The sequence below is a fragment of the Sphingopyxis sp. Geo48 genome, from assembly GCF_949769155.1.
Classification (GTDB): Bacteria; Pseudomonadota; Alphaproteobacteria; order Sphingomonadales; family Sphingomonadaceae; genus Sphingopyxis.
Genome location: NZ_CATKPA010000001.1, coordinates 470998 through 486477, shown reverse-complemented (window position 1 = coordinate 486477; position 15480 = coordinate 470998). Strand labels below are relative to the sequence as shown.

The following is a 15480-nucleotide window of genomic DNA, read 5'->3' as shown; positions in this document are numbered from 1 at the left end:
TTGATGCGACAAGTGTGTTCCTGAGCCCGACTCGCCCGTCGGGTGCCGTCAGACGCGCAGGATCGCCGCGCCCCAGGTAAAGCCGCCACCCATCGCTTCGAGGACGACAAGGTCGCCGCGCTTGATCCGCCCGTCGCGCACCGCAAGGTCGAGCGCGAGCGGAACCGAAGCGGCCGAGGTGTTCGCATGTTGATCGACGGTCAGCACCACGCGCTCGGCAGGAAGGCCGAGTTTCTTCGCGGTCGCATCGATGATCCGCTTGTTCGCCTGGTGCGGGACGACCCAGTCGATGTCGTGCGCCGAGAGTCCGACATCCTCCAGCACCTCGCCCAGCACAGCGGCGAGGTTGGTGACGGCATGGCGGAATACCTCGCGGCCCTGCATCCGGACGTGGCCGACGGTGCCCGTGGTCGACGGACCGCCGTCGACATAGAGCATGTCGGTATATTTGCCCTCCGCGTGGAGGCGCGTCGCCAATATGCCGCGATCGTCCTCGACGTCCGCGGCCGAGAGCACGACCGCGCCCGCGCCGTCGCCGAATAGCACGCAGGTCGTGCGGTCTTCCCAGTCGAGGATACGGCTGAAGGTTTCGCTACCGATGACGAGCGCATGTTTCGCGGCGCCGGTCCGCAGCATCGAGTCGGCGACCGATACGGCGTAGAGGAAGCCCGAGCAGACCGCGGCGACGTCGAAAGCGATGCAGTCGGGCGCGCCGAGAATCGCCTGCACCTTCGTGGCGCTCGCCGGGAAGGTGTTGTCGGGGGTCGCGGTTGCAACAATGATGAGGCCGATGTCCGCGGGCTGGAGCCCGGCGGCCGCCAGCGCCTGCTTCGCCGCATCGGCGCCGAGCGTCGCGGTCGTCTCGTCGGGTTCGGCGATATGGCGAAAGCGGATGCCGGTGCGCTCGACGATCCATTCGTCGCTGGTGTCGACGCGCTCTGCAAGTTCGGCGTTCGAAACGCGCGTGCGCGGCAGGGCGGAGCCGGTACCGGCCAGAATTGCGCGGATCGTCATGCGGCGTCGCCGCGGCGGAAATTCGCGAGATCCTCGGTCACCTGACGCGTAATGTCCTTTTCGATCAGCTCGGCGCAAAGATGGACACAGTTCGCGACCCCCTTGGCATCGGCGCTGCCGTGGCTCTTGAGCACGACGCCATTGAGGCCGAGGAATACCGCGCCGTTGTGATTGTTCGGGTCGAGATGGTGACGCAGCAACTCGGTCGCCGGGCGCGAGATCAGGAAGCCGATCTTCGAGCGCGTCGACGAGGTGAAGGCGCGGCGCAGGAGGTCGGTGACGAAGCGCGCCGTCCCCTCGATCGTCTTCAGCGCGATATTGCCCGAGAAACCATCGTGGACGATCACGTCGACGTCGCCGCGCGACAGCTTGTCGCCCTCGATGAAGCCCGCGAACTGCATCGGCAGCCCGTGGGCCTCGCGCAGCAGCGCTGCGGCATCGCGGATCTCGTCGGTGCCCTTGAGTTCCTCGGTGCCGATGTTGAGCAGCGCTACGCGCGGGCGTTCGAGCCCCATCGCGGTACGCGCGTAGGCAGCGCCCATGACCGCGAACTGCACGAGATTATTGGCGTCGCATTCGGTGTTCGCGCCCAGGTCGAGCATGACGACGTCGTTGTCGCCAAGCGTCGGGAGCAGCGCCGCGAGCGCGGGGCGGTCGATCCCCGGCATGGTGCGCAGCGCGAGCTTGGCCATCGCCATCAGCGCGCCGGTGTTGCCCGCCGAAACCGCGCCGCCGGCGTCGCCGCGCTTCACCGCGTCGATCGCCAGCCCCATCGAGGTGCTCTTCGCCTTGCGGATCGCCTGGCTGGGCTTGTCCTCGCCGGTCACGACACCATCGGTGTGGATGATATCCGACGCGGCGCGCAGGTTCGGGTGGTTTTCGAGCGCGGCCTTGATCTGTCCCTCGTCGCCGACGAGGATAAAGCGCAGGCCATCGTGCTTGTGGCGCGCCATAGCGGCGCCGGCGAGCATCATGCGCACGCCGACGTCACCGCCCATCGCATCGATCGCGATTCGCGGTGTGAGGCTCATCCGAACGCTCTCCGGCTAGGTCTTAGGCGCCAGCCACCACTTCGCGGCCATTGTAGTGACCGCAGGCGTTGCAAAGATTGTGCGGGCGCTTCAGCTCGCCGCAGTTCGGGCATTCCTGAAAGGCTTCGACCTTCAGGCTGTCGTGGCTACGACGCATACCGCGCTTCGAGGGCGAGGTTTTTCGCTTGGGAACGGCCATTTTATATCCTGCATTCTGAACTGTTTATACGAATCGGCGAACCCGGACATGTCGCCCCCGTTGCCGGGAATGACTGGCCCGCCCGCCGTGCGAGGGTCGTTTCCGCCTGATAAGAGACAGAAAAACGTCCGCCGGAGGGTGCCTCAACGCCTGTTGGTGTCGGGTGCCGGATCGGGCGCGGCTATAGCGTTTTTGCCCGCAAAGGCAACCCCCGAGGCGATACGGAATCAAGACCCTTTCTTCGTCACCCTCGAACGAGACGCGCGGCTCGGGCGACTTGATCCGGGGTCCGTGCCCTCAGCGCCGCCGTGGATCCCGGATCAAGTCCGGGATGACGAAGCGATACAGGCGCCCCTTGCCCTCCCCCGCCCGCGATGCCACAGCTTCGTCACCGCCGGAATACCGGCCAACGACAAGGGGGAAGCCATCATGATTATCTTGCCGATCAGCCTGACGATCGCCGCGGGGGCGGCCTTGCTCAACCTGTGGCTCAGCGTGCGCGTGGGACGCGTGCGGACCAAGGAAAAGGTCTTTATCGGCGACGGTGGAAGCGAAGCGGTAACAAGGCGGATGCGCGCGCACAGCAATTTCGTCGAAAACACCGCCTTCGTGCTGATCCTGCTCGCACTCGTCGAACTCGGCGCGGGCTCCTCGATGTGGCTGTGGGGCGTCGGCGCGCTCTATCTGGTGGGACGGATTCTCCACGCGCTCGGCATGGACGGGATGATGTGGGGCCGCATGGTCGGGACGATCATAACGATGCTGACGCAGCTCGGCCTCGCGATCACGGCGCTGACGATCGTCTATCTGACGCCGACGAACATCACGACCAAGATGGTCGAGACCGAGGCCGTCGCACCGAAGTAGGCCGGTCAGGCGAGCGCGGCGTCGCTGACATAGGGGTTGGTGCGCCGCTCCTGCGCGAAGCTGCTGTGCGCGCCATGGCCGGGCAGGAAGATGGTGTCGCCGCCGAGCGGCCACAGCTTTTTGGTGATCGAATCGAGCAGTTGCTGATGATTGCCGCGCGGAAAGTCGGTGCGGCCGATCGAGCCCTGGAACAGCACGTCGCCGACGATCGCGAGCTTCGACGGGCGGTGATAGAAGACGACATGGCCCGGCGTGTGGCCGGGGCAATGGATGACGTCGATCTCGAGATTGCCGACGGTCACCTTGTCGCCGTCGACCAGCCAGCGGTCGGGCTCGAACGGCTCGCCCTCCATGCCGAAGCGTTCGCCTGCGGTCGCCAGGCCCTCGATCCAGAAGCGGTCGTCCTCATGCGGCCCCTCGACCGGCACGCCAAGCTCCTTCGCGAACACACCGGCCTGCCCGCAATGGTCCATATGGCCGTGGGTGACGAGAATCTTCTCGATCTCGACCCCCGTCTGGCGGATCGCCTCGCGCAGCTTGGGCAGATCGCCGCCGGGATCGACGAGCGCGCCCTTGTTGGTTTCGGTGCACCAGAGCAGGGTGCAATTCTGCTGGAAGGCGGTAACCGGGACGATGGCGGCCTTGAGCGGAGGATTGGGAGCATTCATGTCCCCGATGTGGGGAAATGCGACGAAGATGGCAAGTCCGCGAGGTTCCGCGCCTATCGCAGCGTCATCGTGTCGCCCTCGACATTCACCTTGCCCAATTTCGCCAAATAGCTCTGGCCGAGCAGCGAGACCCCCATGTCGGCGTCGATCACCGCCGCCTGCACCCCGCGAACCTCGATGCCGTCGACCTCGACGCTGCGCAGCATAGTGATGCGCATCGGCACCTGCCCGCCTGCAGTCTGCGCCATGCCGCCAACCGGCAGCCGGTCGACGTCGATCCCGACCGCCTCGGCGTCGCGGCGGGTCAGCGCAATCATCGACGCGCCGCTATCCACCATCATGCGAACCTGCCGCCCGTCGATCTCGACATCGGCATAGAAATGCGAGTCGGGCGCCCGGGTAAGACGCGCCTCGCCCGATGGCGATGCAGCGACGGAGGCCGACGACCAGCTGCTACGCCCGCGCGCCTGCGTCGTGAAATTGCTCTGGTCGCCTTGGCTGGATGCGGGCGCCGCGACGGGAGGCCCGTCGGCGAAGCCCACCATTCCGACCGCGCCCGCCGTGACGATGACCGCGAAGGTGATGAAGCGCCCCAACATGGGCGCGCTTGTTGCAGATCAAGGTTGGGGATTGGTTAAATCAGCCGCGCTCGACAAACGCACGCCAACTCGGCACGCCGCCGCGGATCGAATAGGCGATGCGCGCACAGGCGTAAGGCCGCCCCGCGCTATTGTCGGCGTCGGCAGCGGTGGCAGGCCAGCTCCTCCCGCCCGCCGCCGACCAGCAGACCAGCGCCTCGGCCTCGGGCCGCGCGGCGATCTCCGCGCGATCGGCGAGCGAATAGCTCGCGGGAACGGTCCAGCCGAAGATGCGGCGCTCGAGCGGATGGCCGGAGGCGAGGAGCGGGGCGAAGGCCGCGCATTTGTCGGCGAGCAACGCCGCGACCGCCTGCCGGTCAGCCTCGCCGAGCCAGCGACCGCCGAGGAGCGGCTGCCAGTCGCTCGAACGGAGCGCGGGGAGCAGGTCATCCGCCGCCGCCTCGAAGCGCGCGCGCCACGGCGAATCCGGCGCGAGCGGAGCAAGGGGCGCGGGCTCGGCGGCAGCTTCGGGTTCGATCGGGATCAGCGGGGTGGAGTCGGCGACGGCAGGAGCCGCACAGCCGCTTTCCGCGGCGGCCGGCGTGGCGATGAAGGCGGCGACAAGCGCCGACGGGATCAGCAGGTCGCGCATGGCGGGGAGATTAGCACGCATGCCTGTACCTGTCATGAGCCGGCTGCAGCCAAGGCCTCGCGCATCCAATAGGGTGCGGCGGCCGGAGCGATCGCCTCGACCCGGCGATGCTCGACCGACCAGCCGAGGTCGGGCCAGGCCACGACCTGCCGCTTTTCGTCGGCTTCGGCGACCGGCACGACGACAAGGCGGCGATTGACTCTCTGCCGCCAGTTCATCCGCGCGGTATTTTCCTGCCCGACATAGCAGCCCTTGGTGAAGCTGACGCCATTCAGCTCGGCGGCGTTGCATTCGAGCCAGAGCGTCGTTCCGTCGCCCAGTTCGGCGCGGCCTTCGGTGACGCCAAGCGACAGGCGATGGGCCTTCCATGCGGCGTCGGCGCCCTTGCCCTCGTCGGCGGGCGCCAGCCAACGCTGGCCGAGATCGGAAAGGCGCGGATCGACGACGCCGAGGTCGCCCTCCTTCGCCCAATGCACGGCAAGCCCTTCCTCGCGCCCGATCGTGATCGCGCGGCGCAAGCGATAGAGCGTCAGGCGTTTCGCCAAAGCCTCTACGGCCTCGCGCTCGCAATCGACGAGGACGTCCGCCTCGTCGCCCCAGACCAGAAAGTCGAACAGCACCTTGCCCTGCGGGGTCAGCAGCGCCGCCCACACCGGCAGATTGCCCGAGACATCGTTGGTGACGAGTCCTTGCAGGAAGCCGCGGACATCCTCCCCCGAGAGACGAATGAGCGCGCGGTCGTTGAGGGTGGTATTGGCCATGCCGATAATCTAGGGACGCCCCAGCCAAAGCCAAGCCCCACTTGCTCGTGAGTCTCCCGATGACCGACCGCCTGACGATCCGCCGCCCCGACGACTGGCATGTCCACCTTCGCGACGGCGCGATGCTCGAGCATGTCGCGCGCTATACCGCGCGCCAGTTCGCGCGCGCGATCATCATGCCGAACCTGTCGCCGCCGGTGACGACCGCGAGCGAGGGCGAAGCCTATCGCGACCGCATCCGCGCCGCCGTTCCGGCCGAATATGACTTCACGCCGCTGATCGTCGCCTATCTGACCGACAGCAGCGACGCCGACGAGATGGCGCGCGGCCATGCTGCGGGGGTGTTTACCGCGGCGAAGCTCTACCCCGCACACGCGACCACGGGCAGCGCGCACGGCGTCACCGACGTCGCGAACATCATGGGCGTCCTCGAACGCATGGCCGAGATCGGCATGCCGCTCCTGATCCACGGCGAAGTCACCGACCATGACGTCGACATCTTCGACCGCGAGGCGGTGTTCATCGACCGCACGCTCGCGCCGCTGGTAAAAAGATTGCCGCAGCTCAAGATCGTCTTCGAACATATCACCACCTCCGAAGCGGTCGAGTTCGTGAAAAGCGCGCCCGCCAATGTCGGCGCGACGATCACGCCGCAGCATCTTCACATCAACCGCAACGCGATGCTCGTCGGCGGCATTCGCCCGCACGCCTATTGCCTGCCCGTCGCGAAGCGCGAGCAGCACCGGCTCGCGGTGCGCGCCGCCGCGGTGTCGGGCTCACCCAAATTCTTCCTCGGCACCGACAGCGCGCCGCACGCGGTGCATACAAAGGAAGCCGCCTGCGGCTGCGCGGGCATCTTCAACGCCCCCTATGCGCTCGAAAGCTATATCGCGGTGTTCGACGAGGAAGGCGCGCTCGACCGGTTCGAAGGTTTCGCCAGCGAGCATGGCCCGAACTTCTACGGGCTGCCATTGAATGGCGGCACGATCACCCTCGAACGCGGCGAGACCAGCGTTCCGGACAAGATCGGCGAGGTCGTGCCCTTCCACGCGGGCGAAACTTTGGGGTGGCGGTTGGTTTGACGATCCTCCCTGTCGCGCAGCGATGGGGAGGTGGCAGCCCACCGGGCTGACGGAGGGGCTTGAACGCCGCCCCTCCACCACTCGCTCCGCGAGCGGTCCCCCTCCCCACGGCTGCGCCGCAGGGAGGAATTTCCTCAGGCGATTTCGATCATCCGGTCGGCACGCATCTTGCGCCACATGTCGAAACTGAACACCGCGATGCTGACCCAGATCAGCAGAAAGCAGGCGAACTGCACCGGTTTCAGCGGCTCGTCGAAGACGAACAGGCTGAGCAGGAACTGGATCGTCGGTGCCATATACTGGACGAAGCCCAGCGCGGCATAGCTCATCCTCCGCGCTGCGGTCGCAAAGAGCAGCAGCGGCACCGCGGTCACCACCCCGCCCGCCATCAGCAGCAGACTGATCGAATTTTCCGATCCGAAGCCGCGCCCGTCGCCAGCCGCGAGATAATAGCCGGCGACAGCAAGCGAAGGAAGCAACAGCACCGTGGTCTCCACCGACAGGCCGGGCAGCGATCCCACCGGCGCAACCTTGCGCAGCAGCCCATAGATGCCGAATGTCAGCGCGAGCGTCAGGCTGATCCACAGCGTGTCGAGCGCGCCCGCGAGCAGGATCGCGACCCCGACCCCGGCGATGACAACCGCCAGCATCTGCATCCGCGACAGTCGCTCACCCAGAAAGACCATTCCCAGCATCACATTGACCAGCGGATTGAGATAATAGCCGAGGCTCGCCGCGAGCACATGGTCGGTAAAGATCGCATAGATATAGACGAGCCAGTTGATCGCGATCAGCACCGAACTCGCGAGCAGCAGCCGCAGCACCTTCCAGTCGCGCAGCACCGCCAGATACTCGCCGATCTGCCGCCGGAACGCCATGATCAGGAAACAGAGCGGCAGCGACCAGACGATGCGCTGCGCGAGCACCTCGACCGGCGGGACGCTGCTCAGCAGCTTGAAGAAGAGCGGGACGAAGCCCCAGATGCCATAGGCCGCGAGCGCGTAGGGCAGCCCGCCTTCGTGGCTCCCCGCGGGGGCTGGTGCCTTGTTCATGACGCGTCGCCGCCCTGGATCAGATGAGGCCGCCGCCAAGCATCAGCCGGACGATGCCGATGACGATGACGACGATATTGAGGTTGCGCCCCGCGGTACGGTCCGACATGGCGCCGAGCGCGAGGCCGACGACCGCAAAAGGCACGATCACCCAGTTCGCCCAGCCAAGCAGCGGGATGAAGGCAAAAACGGCCAAAACCAGCGCGATGACGCCGATGACGAGCGAGGCGATATTGAGCATGTGGCCACTGTCGCACGCCTCATGCCGCCCTTCAAGCCAGTTTCGGTTCATCGACGGTCAGGCTCGCTTCGTCTTGTTGCCTGCCGTTCATGCAACGCCCGGCGGACCCTGCTCGTTCTTCCCCTCGAAGCGCCCGGTCCCTGGCGGGAAGGAGGCGTCGAAACCAGGAAAGGAAAAAAGATGCGTATTCTGACCAAGGGCCTGATGGGTGTGCTCGTTGCCGCGAGTGTCGTCGGCACCGCCCCGGCCTATGCCGGTCTGTCGGGCGCGGTCCCGGCGCAGCGCTATAGCAAGGCCGACGAAGGCGCGAATTTCTATCGCAAGAAGGATCGCCGCTATTACGCCTCGCGCGACCAGCGCATCAACGGCGACACGCGCATCTGGCGTGGCAGCGACGGCCGCTATCGCTGCAAGAAGGATAACGGCACGACCGGCCTGCTGATCGGCGGCGCCGTCGGCGGTCTCGCGGGTCACGAGATCGCGGGCAATGGCGACAAGCTGCTCGGCACGGTGCTCGGCGCCGCGGGCGGCGCGCTGCTCGGCCGCGAGATCGACCGCGACAAATATCGCTGCCGCTAAACGAAATCGCTGACCCGTCGCGGGTGTGGGTCCGAGACCCCTCCACCTGCACCCCGTGATGGAGAGGGCGCCGGTTAATCGCCGGCGCCCTCAAGCGCATCCTCTTGCCGTTCCCCTCGTCTTCCCGCAAAAGCGTCGCCGACTGCTGCGGGAGAGAAAAATGCTAAACGGCCCCCTGCTCGTGACCGAGCGGCTGATCCTTCGTCCGCCCGCGCCCGAGGATTTCGACGGCTTCGCCGAAATGTGCACCGAAGAAACCACGATGCGCTTCATCGGCGGCACCTGCCCGCGCTCGACCGCGTGGCGGCAGTGGTGCACGCTGGCGGGCGCGTGGCACATCCGCGGCTTTTCGATGTTTTCGGTGATCGAGCGGGACAGCGGCGAATGGGTCGGGCGCCTCGGCCCATGGGAACCCGACGGCTGGCCCGCGCCCGAGATCGCCTACGGCGTCCGCGCCAAATTCGCCGGCAAGGGCTATGCCTTCGAGGGCGCAGTCGCGGCGTGCGACTTCGCGGTCGAATTCCTCAAATGGCCGGAGCTCATGCACAGCATCGACCCCGCAAATGTCCGGTCGCAGGCGCTTGCCATTCGCCTCGGCGCGACGAACAGCGGGCCGACGCGCCTGCCCGCGCCGTTCGAACAGGCGCCGGTCGACGCCTGGACGCAGAGCGCCGACGCCTGGCGCATCAAACGCAAGGAGTTCCAGCCATGAGCGACAAGCATGTTGACCCCGAACGCGCGCAGTTCGATGCCTTCAAGGCGCTGCCGCGCGACACGAAAATCCACATGCTGAACCTCGTCCGCTTCAAGGACGAGGCGACATATCCCGACGATCATCCGCTCGCCGGCAGAGGCCTGAGCGGCGCCGAAGCCTATGCGAACTATGGCATGGACAGCGGCCCGGTGTTCCAGCGCGTGGGCGGCAGCATCGTCTGGCGCGGGTCGATGGAGGCGATGCTGATCGGTCCCGACAGCGAGAAATGGGACGCGATGTTCGTCGCCGAATATCCGAACAGCGGCGCCTTCATGGAAATGGTCACCGATCCCGTCTATCGTCAGGCGGTGGTCCACCGGCAGGCGGCGGTCGAAACGTCGCGGCTGATCCGCACCGCGCCGGGACTGCTTCCGTCTCGCTCCGGCACAGTTTTCGGATAACAAAGGGTTACGCGTTAACGCATTTTATTTGAGCCTTTTTAACCAGGATCGGGCATTCCCGAGGGGATATTAAGGGAGTGTTAGCTATGAAGGTGCGCGGAAAATGGCTGGTCGCCGGCCTGCTGATCGCGACGGCACCGCTCGCGGGGTGCCGCGACAATCCTGATGCCAAGGCCGACCTCAAGCCGCTCGACGACGGGCTGACCGACGCCGACCCGGCCGTGAAGGGTGCGCTCGAAGACAAGATCATGGTCGACCCGAAGCTGACGGGTCAGGCGAACCGCAATGCCGCGGGTCCGGGTAACCGGCCGGTCGATGGCGGCGCGCCGGGTGTCGCGGCGGGCAAGGCGGCGACCGCCGCCGAGGCCGCCGCCGCGCTGAAAGCCGGCAAGTTGCTACAGGCGCCCAAGGCGCTGGCGTTCGAGGAAAATTGCGGCGCCGACTGCGACGCCAAGCGTCCGGTCACGATCGGCGGGCTCGCGCGCGACCAGCAAAAGGGCAGCTGCGATGCCAAGCTGACCTATGGCAACCAGTGGGCCGACCGCCTGCCCGCCGCGTTCAAACTTTATCCGCGCGCGACGCTGCGCGAGGCGGCGGGGGTCGACGGCGGCAAGTGTAACATCCGCGTCGTCAATTTCCAGACCGCGGCCTCGATCCAGGGCGTGCTCGACTATTACCATACGATGGCGATCCGAGCGGGCTACACCAGCGATCACCGCGTGCGCGGCAACGAGCATATGCTCGGCGGCACGAAGGGCGACCTCGCCTATGTCGTGATGCTGCGCCGCGACGGCGGCATGACCGACGTCGACCTCGTCGCGTCGGGCGGCACCTGATTCCCATCGCGGAAACAAATGAAAAGACCCCGGGGAGAGGGAACCCCGGGGTCTTTTTCATCTGCGACGAAGAATGTCAGATCTTGTCGCCGAGCGCGCCTTTGACCTTGCCCTTCAGATTCTGGGCCTCGCCCTTGCGCTCCTGCATTTCGCCTTCGGCGCGCAGGCGTTCGTTGCCGCTCGCCTTGCCGATCGCCTGCTTGGTGTTGCCGACCGCTTCGTTGGCCAGGCCCTTGGTTTTGTCTGTCAGTTCACCCACGGGGGTTCTCCTTGCTCGAAGAGGCGGGAGCAGCCTCTCGCAGGTAGAACCGACGGGCGGGCCGCCATGTTCCGGCGGCGTGGGACAAAGCGTTCTTTACAAAGGATAACCAGTCAGTCGCCGCCTTCTGCGATCGCGTCGAGCGCCGCCGGGTCGCGGATCGTGATGCGGTTATAGTCTATCGCGATCAGCCCCGCTGCCTCGAAACCGCGGAGTAGCTTGTTCACGCTCTGCCGCGTGACGCCGAGCATCGCCCCGAGTTGTTCCTGCGGCAGGCGGAGGCCGAGTTCGATGCCCTGCCCGCCCGCGATCCCGTGGATGCGCGCCAGATCGACGAGCGTCGCCGCCATCCGCTGGTCGAGCGATCCCAGATTGTGATCGCCGAGCAGCCGCAGGCTGTCGCCATGCCGCGTGCACATCAGCAGGGCGACGTCGCGCCACAATATCGGCTCGGCATCGAGGATCGCGGCAAGGCCATCGGCGGGCAGGTGCAGCAGCACGCTGTCCTCATAGGCGCGATAGTCATAGCGGATCGGCGGATCGGCAAGCAGCCGGACGATCGCGAGGATCTGCGGCGCCCCGTTGATGCCGAGCACGAATTTCTTGCCCGCCGCCGACCCGCGACTGACCTCGACCTCGCCCGAGGCGATGACGAATGCCTCGCGCCTTTCGGGATCATGAGCGAAGATTTCCGCGCCGCGCGGGTAGAATTCGGCGCGCGCGATTGCGGCGAGTTCGGCGATCCGCACCTCGGGCCAGCACGCGAAGAGCGGGCAACGGCGAAGCGCAGCTTCGCGTTCGCCCTGCGACCATGGATGCGCCTTCGTCGCCATCGGCCTTCTCCCCCGGCGACCTTAGGCTCGCGCGATAAAATTCCCAGCAGATTGTCGGCAGGATGACAGACTGGACGCGGCGCGGCATCTAACGGGCGGCAGTCCCTGTTCAGGAGTCGCTCCGTGATGAAAAGCCTGCTTGCCCTGTTGACGATGGCCGCCGCCTTCCTGTCCGGTACCGCTTCGGCGGCGCCCGTCACCGAAGACGAAGCCTATACCATCGGTATCGAAGCCTACACCTACGCCTATCCGCTGGTGCTGATGGAGACCACGCGGCGCGTTGCGACCAACACCGGCGCACCCGGCCTGATGCGCGCGCCGGTCAACCGGTTCGGGCATATGAAGACCTACCCCGACGCCAGCTTCAAGGACGTTGTGCGACCGAACGCCGACACGCTTTATTCCTCGATGTGGTTCGATGTCGGCAAGGAGCCGCTGGTGCTCACCTTGCCGAACACGCAGGGCCGCTATCATGTCATTCCGCTGATGGACATGTGGACCGACGTGTTCGCGACGCTCGGCACGCGCACGACGGGCAATGATGGCGGCATCGCTGCGATCGTCGGCCCGAACTGGAAGGGCACGCTGCCAAAGGGCATGCGCCTGGTCCGTAGCCCGACCGAGATGGGCTGGATCATCGGCCGCATCCAGACCAATGGCGCCGCCGATTATGACCATGTCCATACATTGCAGGCGGGGCTCAAGGCCACGCCGCTGTCGCGCTGGGGCAAGCCCGAGGTCGCAGCGGCCACGCCAACAGCCGACGCATCGGTCGACATGAAGACCCCGCCGGTCCAGCAGGTCGCGCAGATGGCGCCGCAGGCCTTTCTCGCCTCCTTTGCCGAGCTCATGAAGCGCAACCCGCCTCACGCCAGCGACTATTCGATCGTTTTGCGCATGGAACGCCTCGGCATCGTCCAGGGCCAGAGCTTCGATCTGTCGAAGGCCGATCCCGCGGTCCAGCGCGGACTCACCCGCGCCGCCGCCGACGCGTATCAGCGTATTGTCACGCGACGGAAGGCTCTGGGAATCGGCCGTACGGGCTGGGGCGCGATCGGCAGCGCCGTCGGTGTCTATGGCAACGACTATCTGGCACGCGCCTTCATCGGCTTTGCAGGGCTCGGCGCCCTTCCGCCCGAGGAAGCCGTCTATCCGATGGCGATGCTCGGCGACGACGGCAAGCCGCTGACGGGCGCCTCGAATTACGTGCTGCATTTCGAGAAGGACCAGATCCCACCCGCCGACGCCTTCTGGTCGCTGACGATGTATGGCGAGGATCAGTTTTTCGTCGCCAACCCGATCAATCGCTTCGCGATCGGTGATCGCGACAAACTGAAATTCAACCCCGACGGCTCGCTCGACCTCTACATCCAGAACGCTTCGCCCGGCGCCGACAAGGAGGCCAACTGGCTCCCCGCACCAACGGGTCCGTTCACGATGAACCTGCGGCTGTATCTGCCGCAACGCCGCGCAACCGACGGAAGCTGGACGCCGCCCCCGGTGAAGCGGGTGCCTTAAACCAGCTTGTGCCCCTGCGAAGGCAGGGGCCCATCTCCGGAAGGCGCTATTTTGCACGGACATGAGATGGATCCCCGCCTTCGCGGGGACACACCGCTAGATTTGCGCTATCAGATCAATCCCGCCAGCGGGCTCGACGGATCGGCATATTTGCGCAGCCCCATCCTCCCCGCGAGATACGCATCGCGCCCCGCCTCGACCGCCAGCTTCATCGCGCGCGCCATGCGGATCGGATCTTTCGCCTCGGCGATCGCAGTGTTCATCAGCACGCCGTCGCAGCCGAGTTCCATCGCCACCGCCGCGTCGCTCGCCGTGCCTACGCCCGCGTCGACGAGCACGGGCACCGACGCGCCCTCGACGATCAGGCGGATCGTGACGCGGTTCTGGATGCCGAGGCCCGACCCGATCGGCGCGCCCAAGGGCATGATCGCGACCGCGCCCGCATCCTCAAGCTGCTTCGCGGCGATCGGATCGTCGACGCAATAGACCATCGGCAGGAAGCCTTCCTTGGCGAGCACTTCGGTCGCCTCGAGCGTCTCGCGCATGTTCGGATAGAGCGTCTTCGCCTCGCCGAGCACCTCGAGCTTCACCAGATCCCAGCCGCCTGCCTCGCGCGCCAGCCGCAGCGTGCGGATCGCGTCGTCGGCGTTGAAGCAGCCCGCGGTGTTCGGCAGGTAGGTGATCTTCTTCGGGTCGATGAAATCGGTCAGCATCGGCGCGGTCGGGTCCGAGACATTCACGCGGCGCACCGCGACGGTGACGATCTCGGCCCCCGACGCCTCGACCGCCGCAGCATTCTGCTCGAAATCCTTGTACTTGCCGGTGCCGACGATCAGCCGCGACGTGAACGTCCGTCCGGCAACACTCCAACTGTCGGTCAACACCCGCCTCCTACGAAATGAACGATTTCCAGCGCGTCGCCCTCGGCGAGCGCGACGTCGGCCAGCGTCGAGCGCGGCACAATCGCGCGATTGCGCTCGACCGCGACCTTTTTCGCATCAAGCCCCAGCGAAGCGATGAGGTCGGCGATGCTGCCCTCGCGCACCTGCCGGGGTTCGCCGTTGAGAATGACCGATATCACCGGGGAATCCGCCTTGCTTTGCCTTTTGCTTGGCAGCCCATATAGGGGGAGCGCATCGCGTCGCAACCGAAAGACCGTCTCTTGCCCGAACTTCCGACCGTCTATGTCCTCTCCGGCCCCAACCTCAACCTGCTCGGAACGCGCGAGCCGGAGATCTACGGGCACGACACGCTGAACGACATCCACGCGCGGCTGGAGACGCAGGCGGCCGGACTGGGGCTACGGATCGAATGCCGTCAGACGAACCATGAAGGCGTGCTGATCGACTGGCTGCACGAAGCCTATGTCGCGGGCGCCAAGGCGGTGCTGCTTAACGCCGGCGGCTATACCCACACCTCGATCGCGATTCACGATGCGATCAAGTCGATCAGGGTGCCAGTGATCGAGGTCCATCTGTCGGACCCGATGAAGCGCGAGGAATTCCGCCACGTCAGCTATGTCGGGATGGCCGCCGCAGCGCATTTTGCAGGCCATGGCGCGAACAGCTATACGCTCGCGCTGGACGCGGCGGCACGACTCTGACAAGAGGGCGCCAGAAAAACAGGGGTCAGGGCATCGGACCACGATGCCACAGAACAGGAATTGCATCATGGGTGACCATAAAGAGCACGGCATCAACATCGATCCGGCTTTCGTCCGCGCACTCGCGGAACTGCTCGATGACACGCAGCTGTCGGAAATCGAGGTCGAGGACGGCGACCGCAAGGTGCGCGTCGCGCGCACGCTGACCGCCGCCGCGCCCGTCGCTTATGCGCCCGCGCCGGTCGCGGCGCCCGCTGCTGCCGCTCCGGCTGCGCTCGCCGCCGCAGCCGCAGCGCCCGCCGCCGACACTTTCGCCGATGCCGTAAAGTCGCCGATGGTCGGCACCGTCTATCTGGCCCCCGAGCCCGGTGCCGCGAATTTCGCAGCTGTAGGCTCGGCGGTTAAGGCCGGCGACACGATCCTGATCATCGAGGCGATGAAGGTCATGAACCCGATCGTCGCGCCCGCCGCCGGCACGCTGAAGGCCGTGCATGTCGAGAACAGCCAGCCGGTCGAGTTCGACCAGCCGCTGTTCACCATCAGCTGAGCCTC

General features: G+C 66.2%; 22 protein-coding genes. 9 read left to right on the top strand and 13 right to left on the bottom strand.

Annotated features, from left to right (window positions below; all coding sequences use genetic code 11):
* Window positions 1–48: 48 nt before the first annotated feature.
* From QOL79_RS02535 to rpmF, 3 genes are read right to left on the bottom strand one after another with little or no spacing between them, the layout of a single operon-like run.
* Window positions 49–1014, bottom strand: a complete 966-nt coding sequence (locus QOL79_RS02535; RefSeq protein ID WP_283418518.1) for a beta-ketoacyl-ACP synthase III — start codon at window positions 1012–1014, stop codon at window positions 49–51.
* Window positions 1011–2045 carry a phosphate acyltransferase PlsX gene (gene plsX / locus QOL79_RS02530; RefSeq protein WP_283418517.1) on the bottom strand — a complete coding sequence of 345 codons (1035 nt, stop codon included), beginning with the start codon at window positions 2043–2045 and terminating at the stop codon, window positions 1011–1013. The genes QOL79_RS02535 and plsX overlap by 4 nt, the downstream gene beginning before the upstream one ends.
* Before the next feature lie 22 nt (window positions 2046–2067).
* A complete protein-coding gene (rpmF, locus tag QOL79_RS02525; RefSeq protein WP_053553947.1) occupies window positions 2068–2244 on the bottom strand; it encodes a 50S ribosomal protein L32 in 177 nt (58 codons plus the stop codon).
* Window positions 2245–2673: 429 nt separating this feature from the next.
* Between rpmF and QOL79_RS02520 the strand changes: the two genes are divergently transcribed.
* Window positions 2674–3111, top strand: coding sequence for an MAPEG family protein (locus QOL79_RS02520; RefSeq protein ID WP_282946737.1), 438 nt, complete (start codon window positions 2674–2676; stop codon window positions 3109–3111).
* 5 nt (window positions 3112–3116) lie between these two features.
* Here QOL79_RS02520 and QOL79_RS02515 read toward each other — a convergent pair whose 3' ends face one another.
* Genes QOL79_RS02515 through ygfZ form a run of 4 tightly spaced genes read right to left on the bottom strand, consistent with a single transcriptional unit; the run spans window position 3117 to window position 5770 of the window.
* Window positions 3117–3779, bottom strand: coding sequence for an MBL fold metallo-hydrolase (locus QOL79_RS02515; RefSeq protein ID WP_282946734.1), 663 nt, complete (start codon window positions 3777–3779; stop codon window positions 3117–3119).
* A gap of 53 nt (window positions 3780–3832) precedes the next feature.
* Window positions 3833–4378, bottom strand: coding sequence for a retropepsin-like aspartic protease family protein (locus tag QOL79_RS02510; protein WP_282946732.1), 546 nt, complete (start codon window positions 4376–4378; stop codon window positions 3833–3835).
* Between the two features lie 40 nt (window positions 4379–4418).
* Window positions 4419–5009, bottom strand: coding sequence for a hypothetical protein (locus QOL79_RS02505; RefSeq protein WP_283418516.1), 591 nt, complete (start codon window positions 5007–5009; stop codon window positions 4419–4421).
* Between the two features lie 32 nt (window positions 5010–5041).
* On the bottom strand, window positions 5042–5770 hold the full coding sequence (gene ygfZ, locus QOL79_RS02500) for a CAF17-like 4Fe-4S cluster assembly/insertion protein YgfZ (RefSeq protein WP_283418515.1): 729 nt from the start codon (window positions 5768–5770) through the stop codon (window positions 5042–5044).
* Between the two features lie 59 nt (window positions 5771–5829).
* On the opposite strand from ygfZ, the gene pyrC reads away from it, so the two are divergent.
* Complete coding sequence (gene pyrC / locus QOL79_RS02495) at window positions 5830–6852, top strand: dihydroorotase (protein ID WP_283418514.1); 1023 nt, start codon at window positions 5830–5832, stop codon at window positions 6850–6852.
* Window positions 6853–6986: 134 nt separating this feature from the next.
* Here pyrC and rarD read toward each other — a convergent pair whose 3' ends face one another.
* Together rarD and QOL79_RS02485 are read right to left on the bottom strand one after the other, a co-directional pair.
* The gene (gene rarD / locus QOL79_RS02490) at window positions 6987–7904 is read right to left on the bottom strand and encodes an EamA family transporter RarD (protein ID WP_283418513.1); all 918 of its coding nucleotides are present in this window, start codon (window positions 7902–7904) and stop codon (window positions 6987–6989) included.
* A 19-nt stretch (window positions 7905–7923) separates the two neighbouring features.
* Entirely contained in the window at window positions 7924–8145 is a 222-nt protein-coding gene (locus QOL79_RS02485) for a hypothetical protein (RefSeq protein ID WP_058454698.1), read from the bottom strand.
* A gap of 180 nt (window positions 8146–8325) precedes the next feature.
* Here QOL79_RS02485 and QOL79_RS02480 point away from each other — a divergent pair, with 180 nt between their 5' ends.
* From QOL79_RS02480 to QOL79_RS02465, 4 genes are all read left to right on the top strand, one after another.
* Window positions 8326–8724: a glycine zipper 2TM domain-containing protein gene (locus QOL79_RS02480; protein WP_058454546.1), complete on the top strand. Its 399-nt coding sequence runs from the start codon at window positions 8326–8328 to the stop codon at window positions 8722–8724.
* A gap of 160 nt (window positions 8725–8884) precedes the next feature.
* On the top strand, window positions 8885–9436 hold the full coding sequence (locus QOL79_RS02475; protein ID WP_283418512.1) for a GNAT family N-acetyltransferase: 552 nt from the start codon (window positions 8885–8887) through the stop codon (window positions 9434–9436).
* Window positions 9433–9879: a DUF1330 domain-containing protein gene (locus QOL79_RS02470; RefSeq protein ID WP_283418511.1), complete on the top strand. Its 447-nt coding sequence runs from the start codon at window positions 9433–9435 to the stop codon at window positions 9877–9879. Before QOL79_RS02475 ends, QOL79_RS02470 begins: the two co-directional genes overlap by 4 nt.
* Before the next feature lie 86 nt (window positions 9880–9965).
* Entirely contained in the window at window positions 9966–10715 is a 750-nt protein-coding gene (locus QOL79_RS02465; RefSeq protein ID WP_283418510.1) for a hypothetical protein, read from the top strand.
* Window positions 10716–10791: 76 nt separating this feature from the next.
* Here the strand turns inward: QOL79_RS02465 and QOL79_RS02460 are convergent, their stop codons facing one another.
* Complete coding sequence (locus QOL79_RS02460) at window positions 10792–10974, bottom strand: CsbD family protein (protein ID WP_283418509.1); 183 nt, start codon at window positions 10972–10974, stop codon at window positions 10792–10794.
* A 113-nt stretch (window positions 10975–11087) separates the two neighbouring features.
* Window positions 11088–11807 carry a Crp/Fnr family transcriptional regulator gene (locus QOL79_RS02455; RefSeq protein WP_283418508.1) on the bottom strand — a complete coding sequence of 240 codons (720 nt, stop codon included), beginning with the start codon at window positions 11805–11807 and terminating at the stop codon, window positions 11088–11090.
* 126 nt (window positions 11808–11933) lie between these two features.
* Between QOL79_RS02455 and QOL79_RS02450 the strand changes: the two genes are divergently transcribed.
* Complete coding sequence (locus QOL79_RS02450) at window positions 11934–13325, top strand: DUF1254 domain-containing protein (RefSeq protein WP_283419032.1); 1392 nt, start codon at window positions 11934–11936, stop codon at window positions 13323–13325.
* Window positions 13326–13435: 110 nt separating this feature from the next.
* Here the strand turns inward: QOL79_RS02450 and QOL79_RS02445 are convergent, their stop codons facing one another.
* Window positions 13436–14206 (bottom strand): bifunctional sulfur carrier protein/thiazole synthase protein, encoded by a 771-nt coding sequence (locus QOL79_RS02445; protein WP_349306411.1) that lies wholly within the window; start codon window positions 14204–14206, stop codon window positions 13436–13438.
* Window positions 14203–14406, bottom strand: a complete 204-nt coding sequence (thiS, locus tag QOL79_RS19545) for a sulfur carrier protein ThiS (RefSeq protein WP_349306410.1) — start codon at window positions 14404–14406, stop codon at window positions 14203–14205. The genes QOL79_RS02445 and thiS overlap by 4 nt, the downstream gene beginning before the upstream one ends.
* Before the next feature lie 81 nt (window positions 14407–14487).
* Between thiS and QOL79_RS02440 the strand changes: the two genes are divergently transcribed.
* Together QOL79_RS02440 and accB are read left to right on the top strand one after the other, a co-directional pair.
* The gene (locus QOL79_RS02440) at window positions 14488–14928 is read left to right on the top strand and encodes a type II 3-dehydroquinate dehydratase (protein ID WP_283418507.1); all 441 of its coding nucleotides are present in this window, start codon (window positions 14488–14490) and stop codon (window positions 14926–14928) included.
* A gap of 67 nt (window positions 14929–14995) precedes the next feature.
* Window positions 14996–15475, top strand: coding sequence for an acetyl-CoA carboxylase biotin carboxyl carrier protein (accB, locus tag QOL79_RS02435; protein ID WP_283418506.1), 480 nt, complete (start codon window positions 14996–14998; stop codon window positions 15473–15475).
* Window positions 15476–15480: the final 5 nt, after the last annotated feature.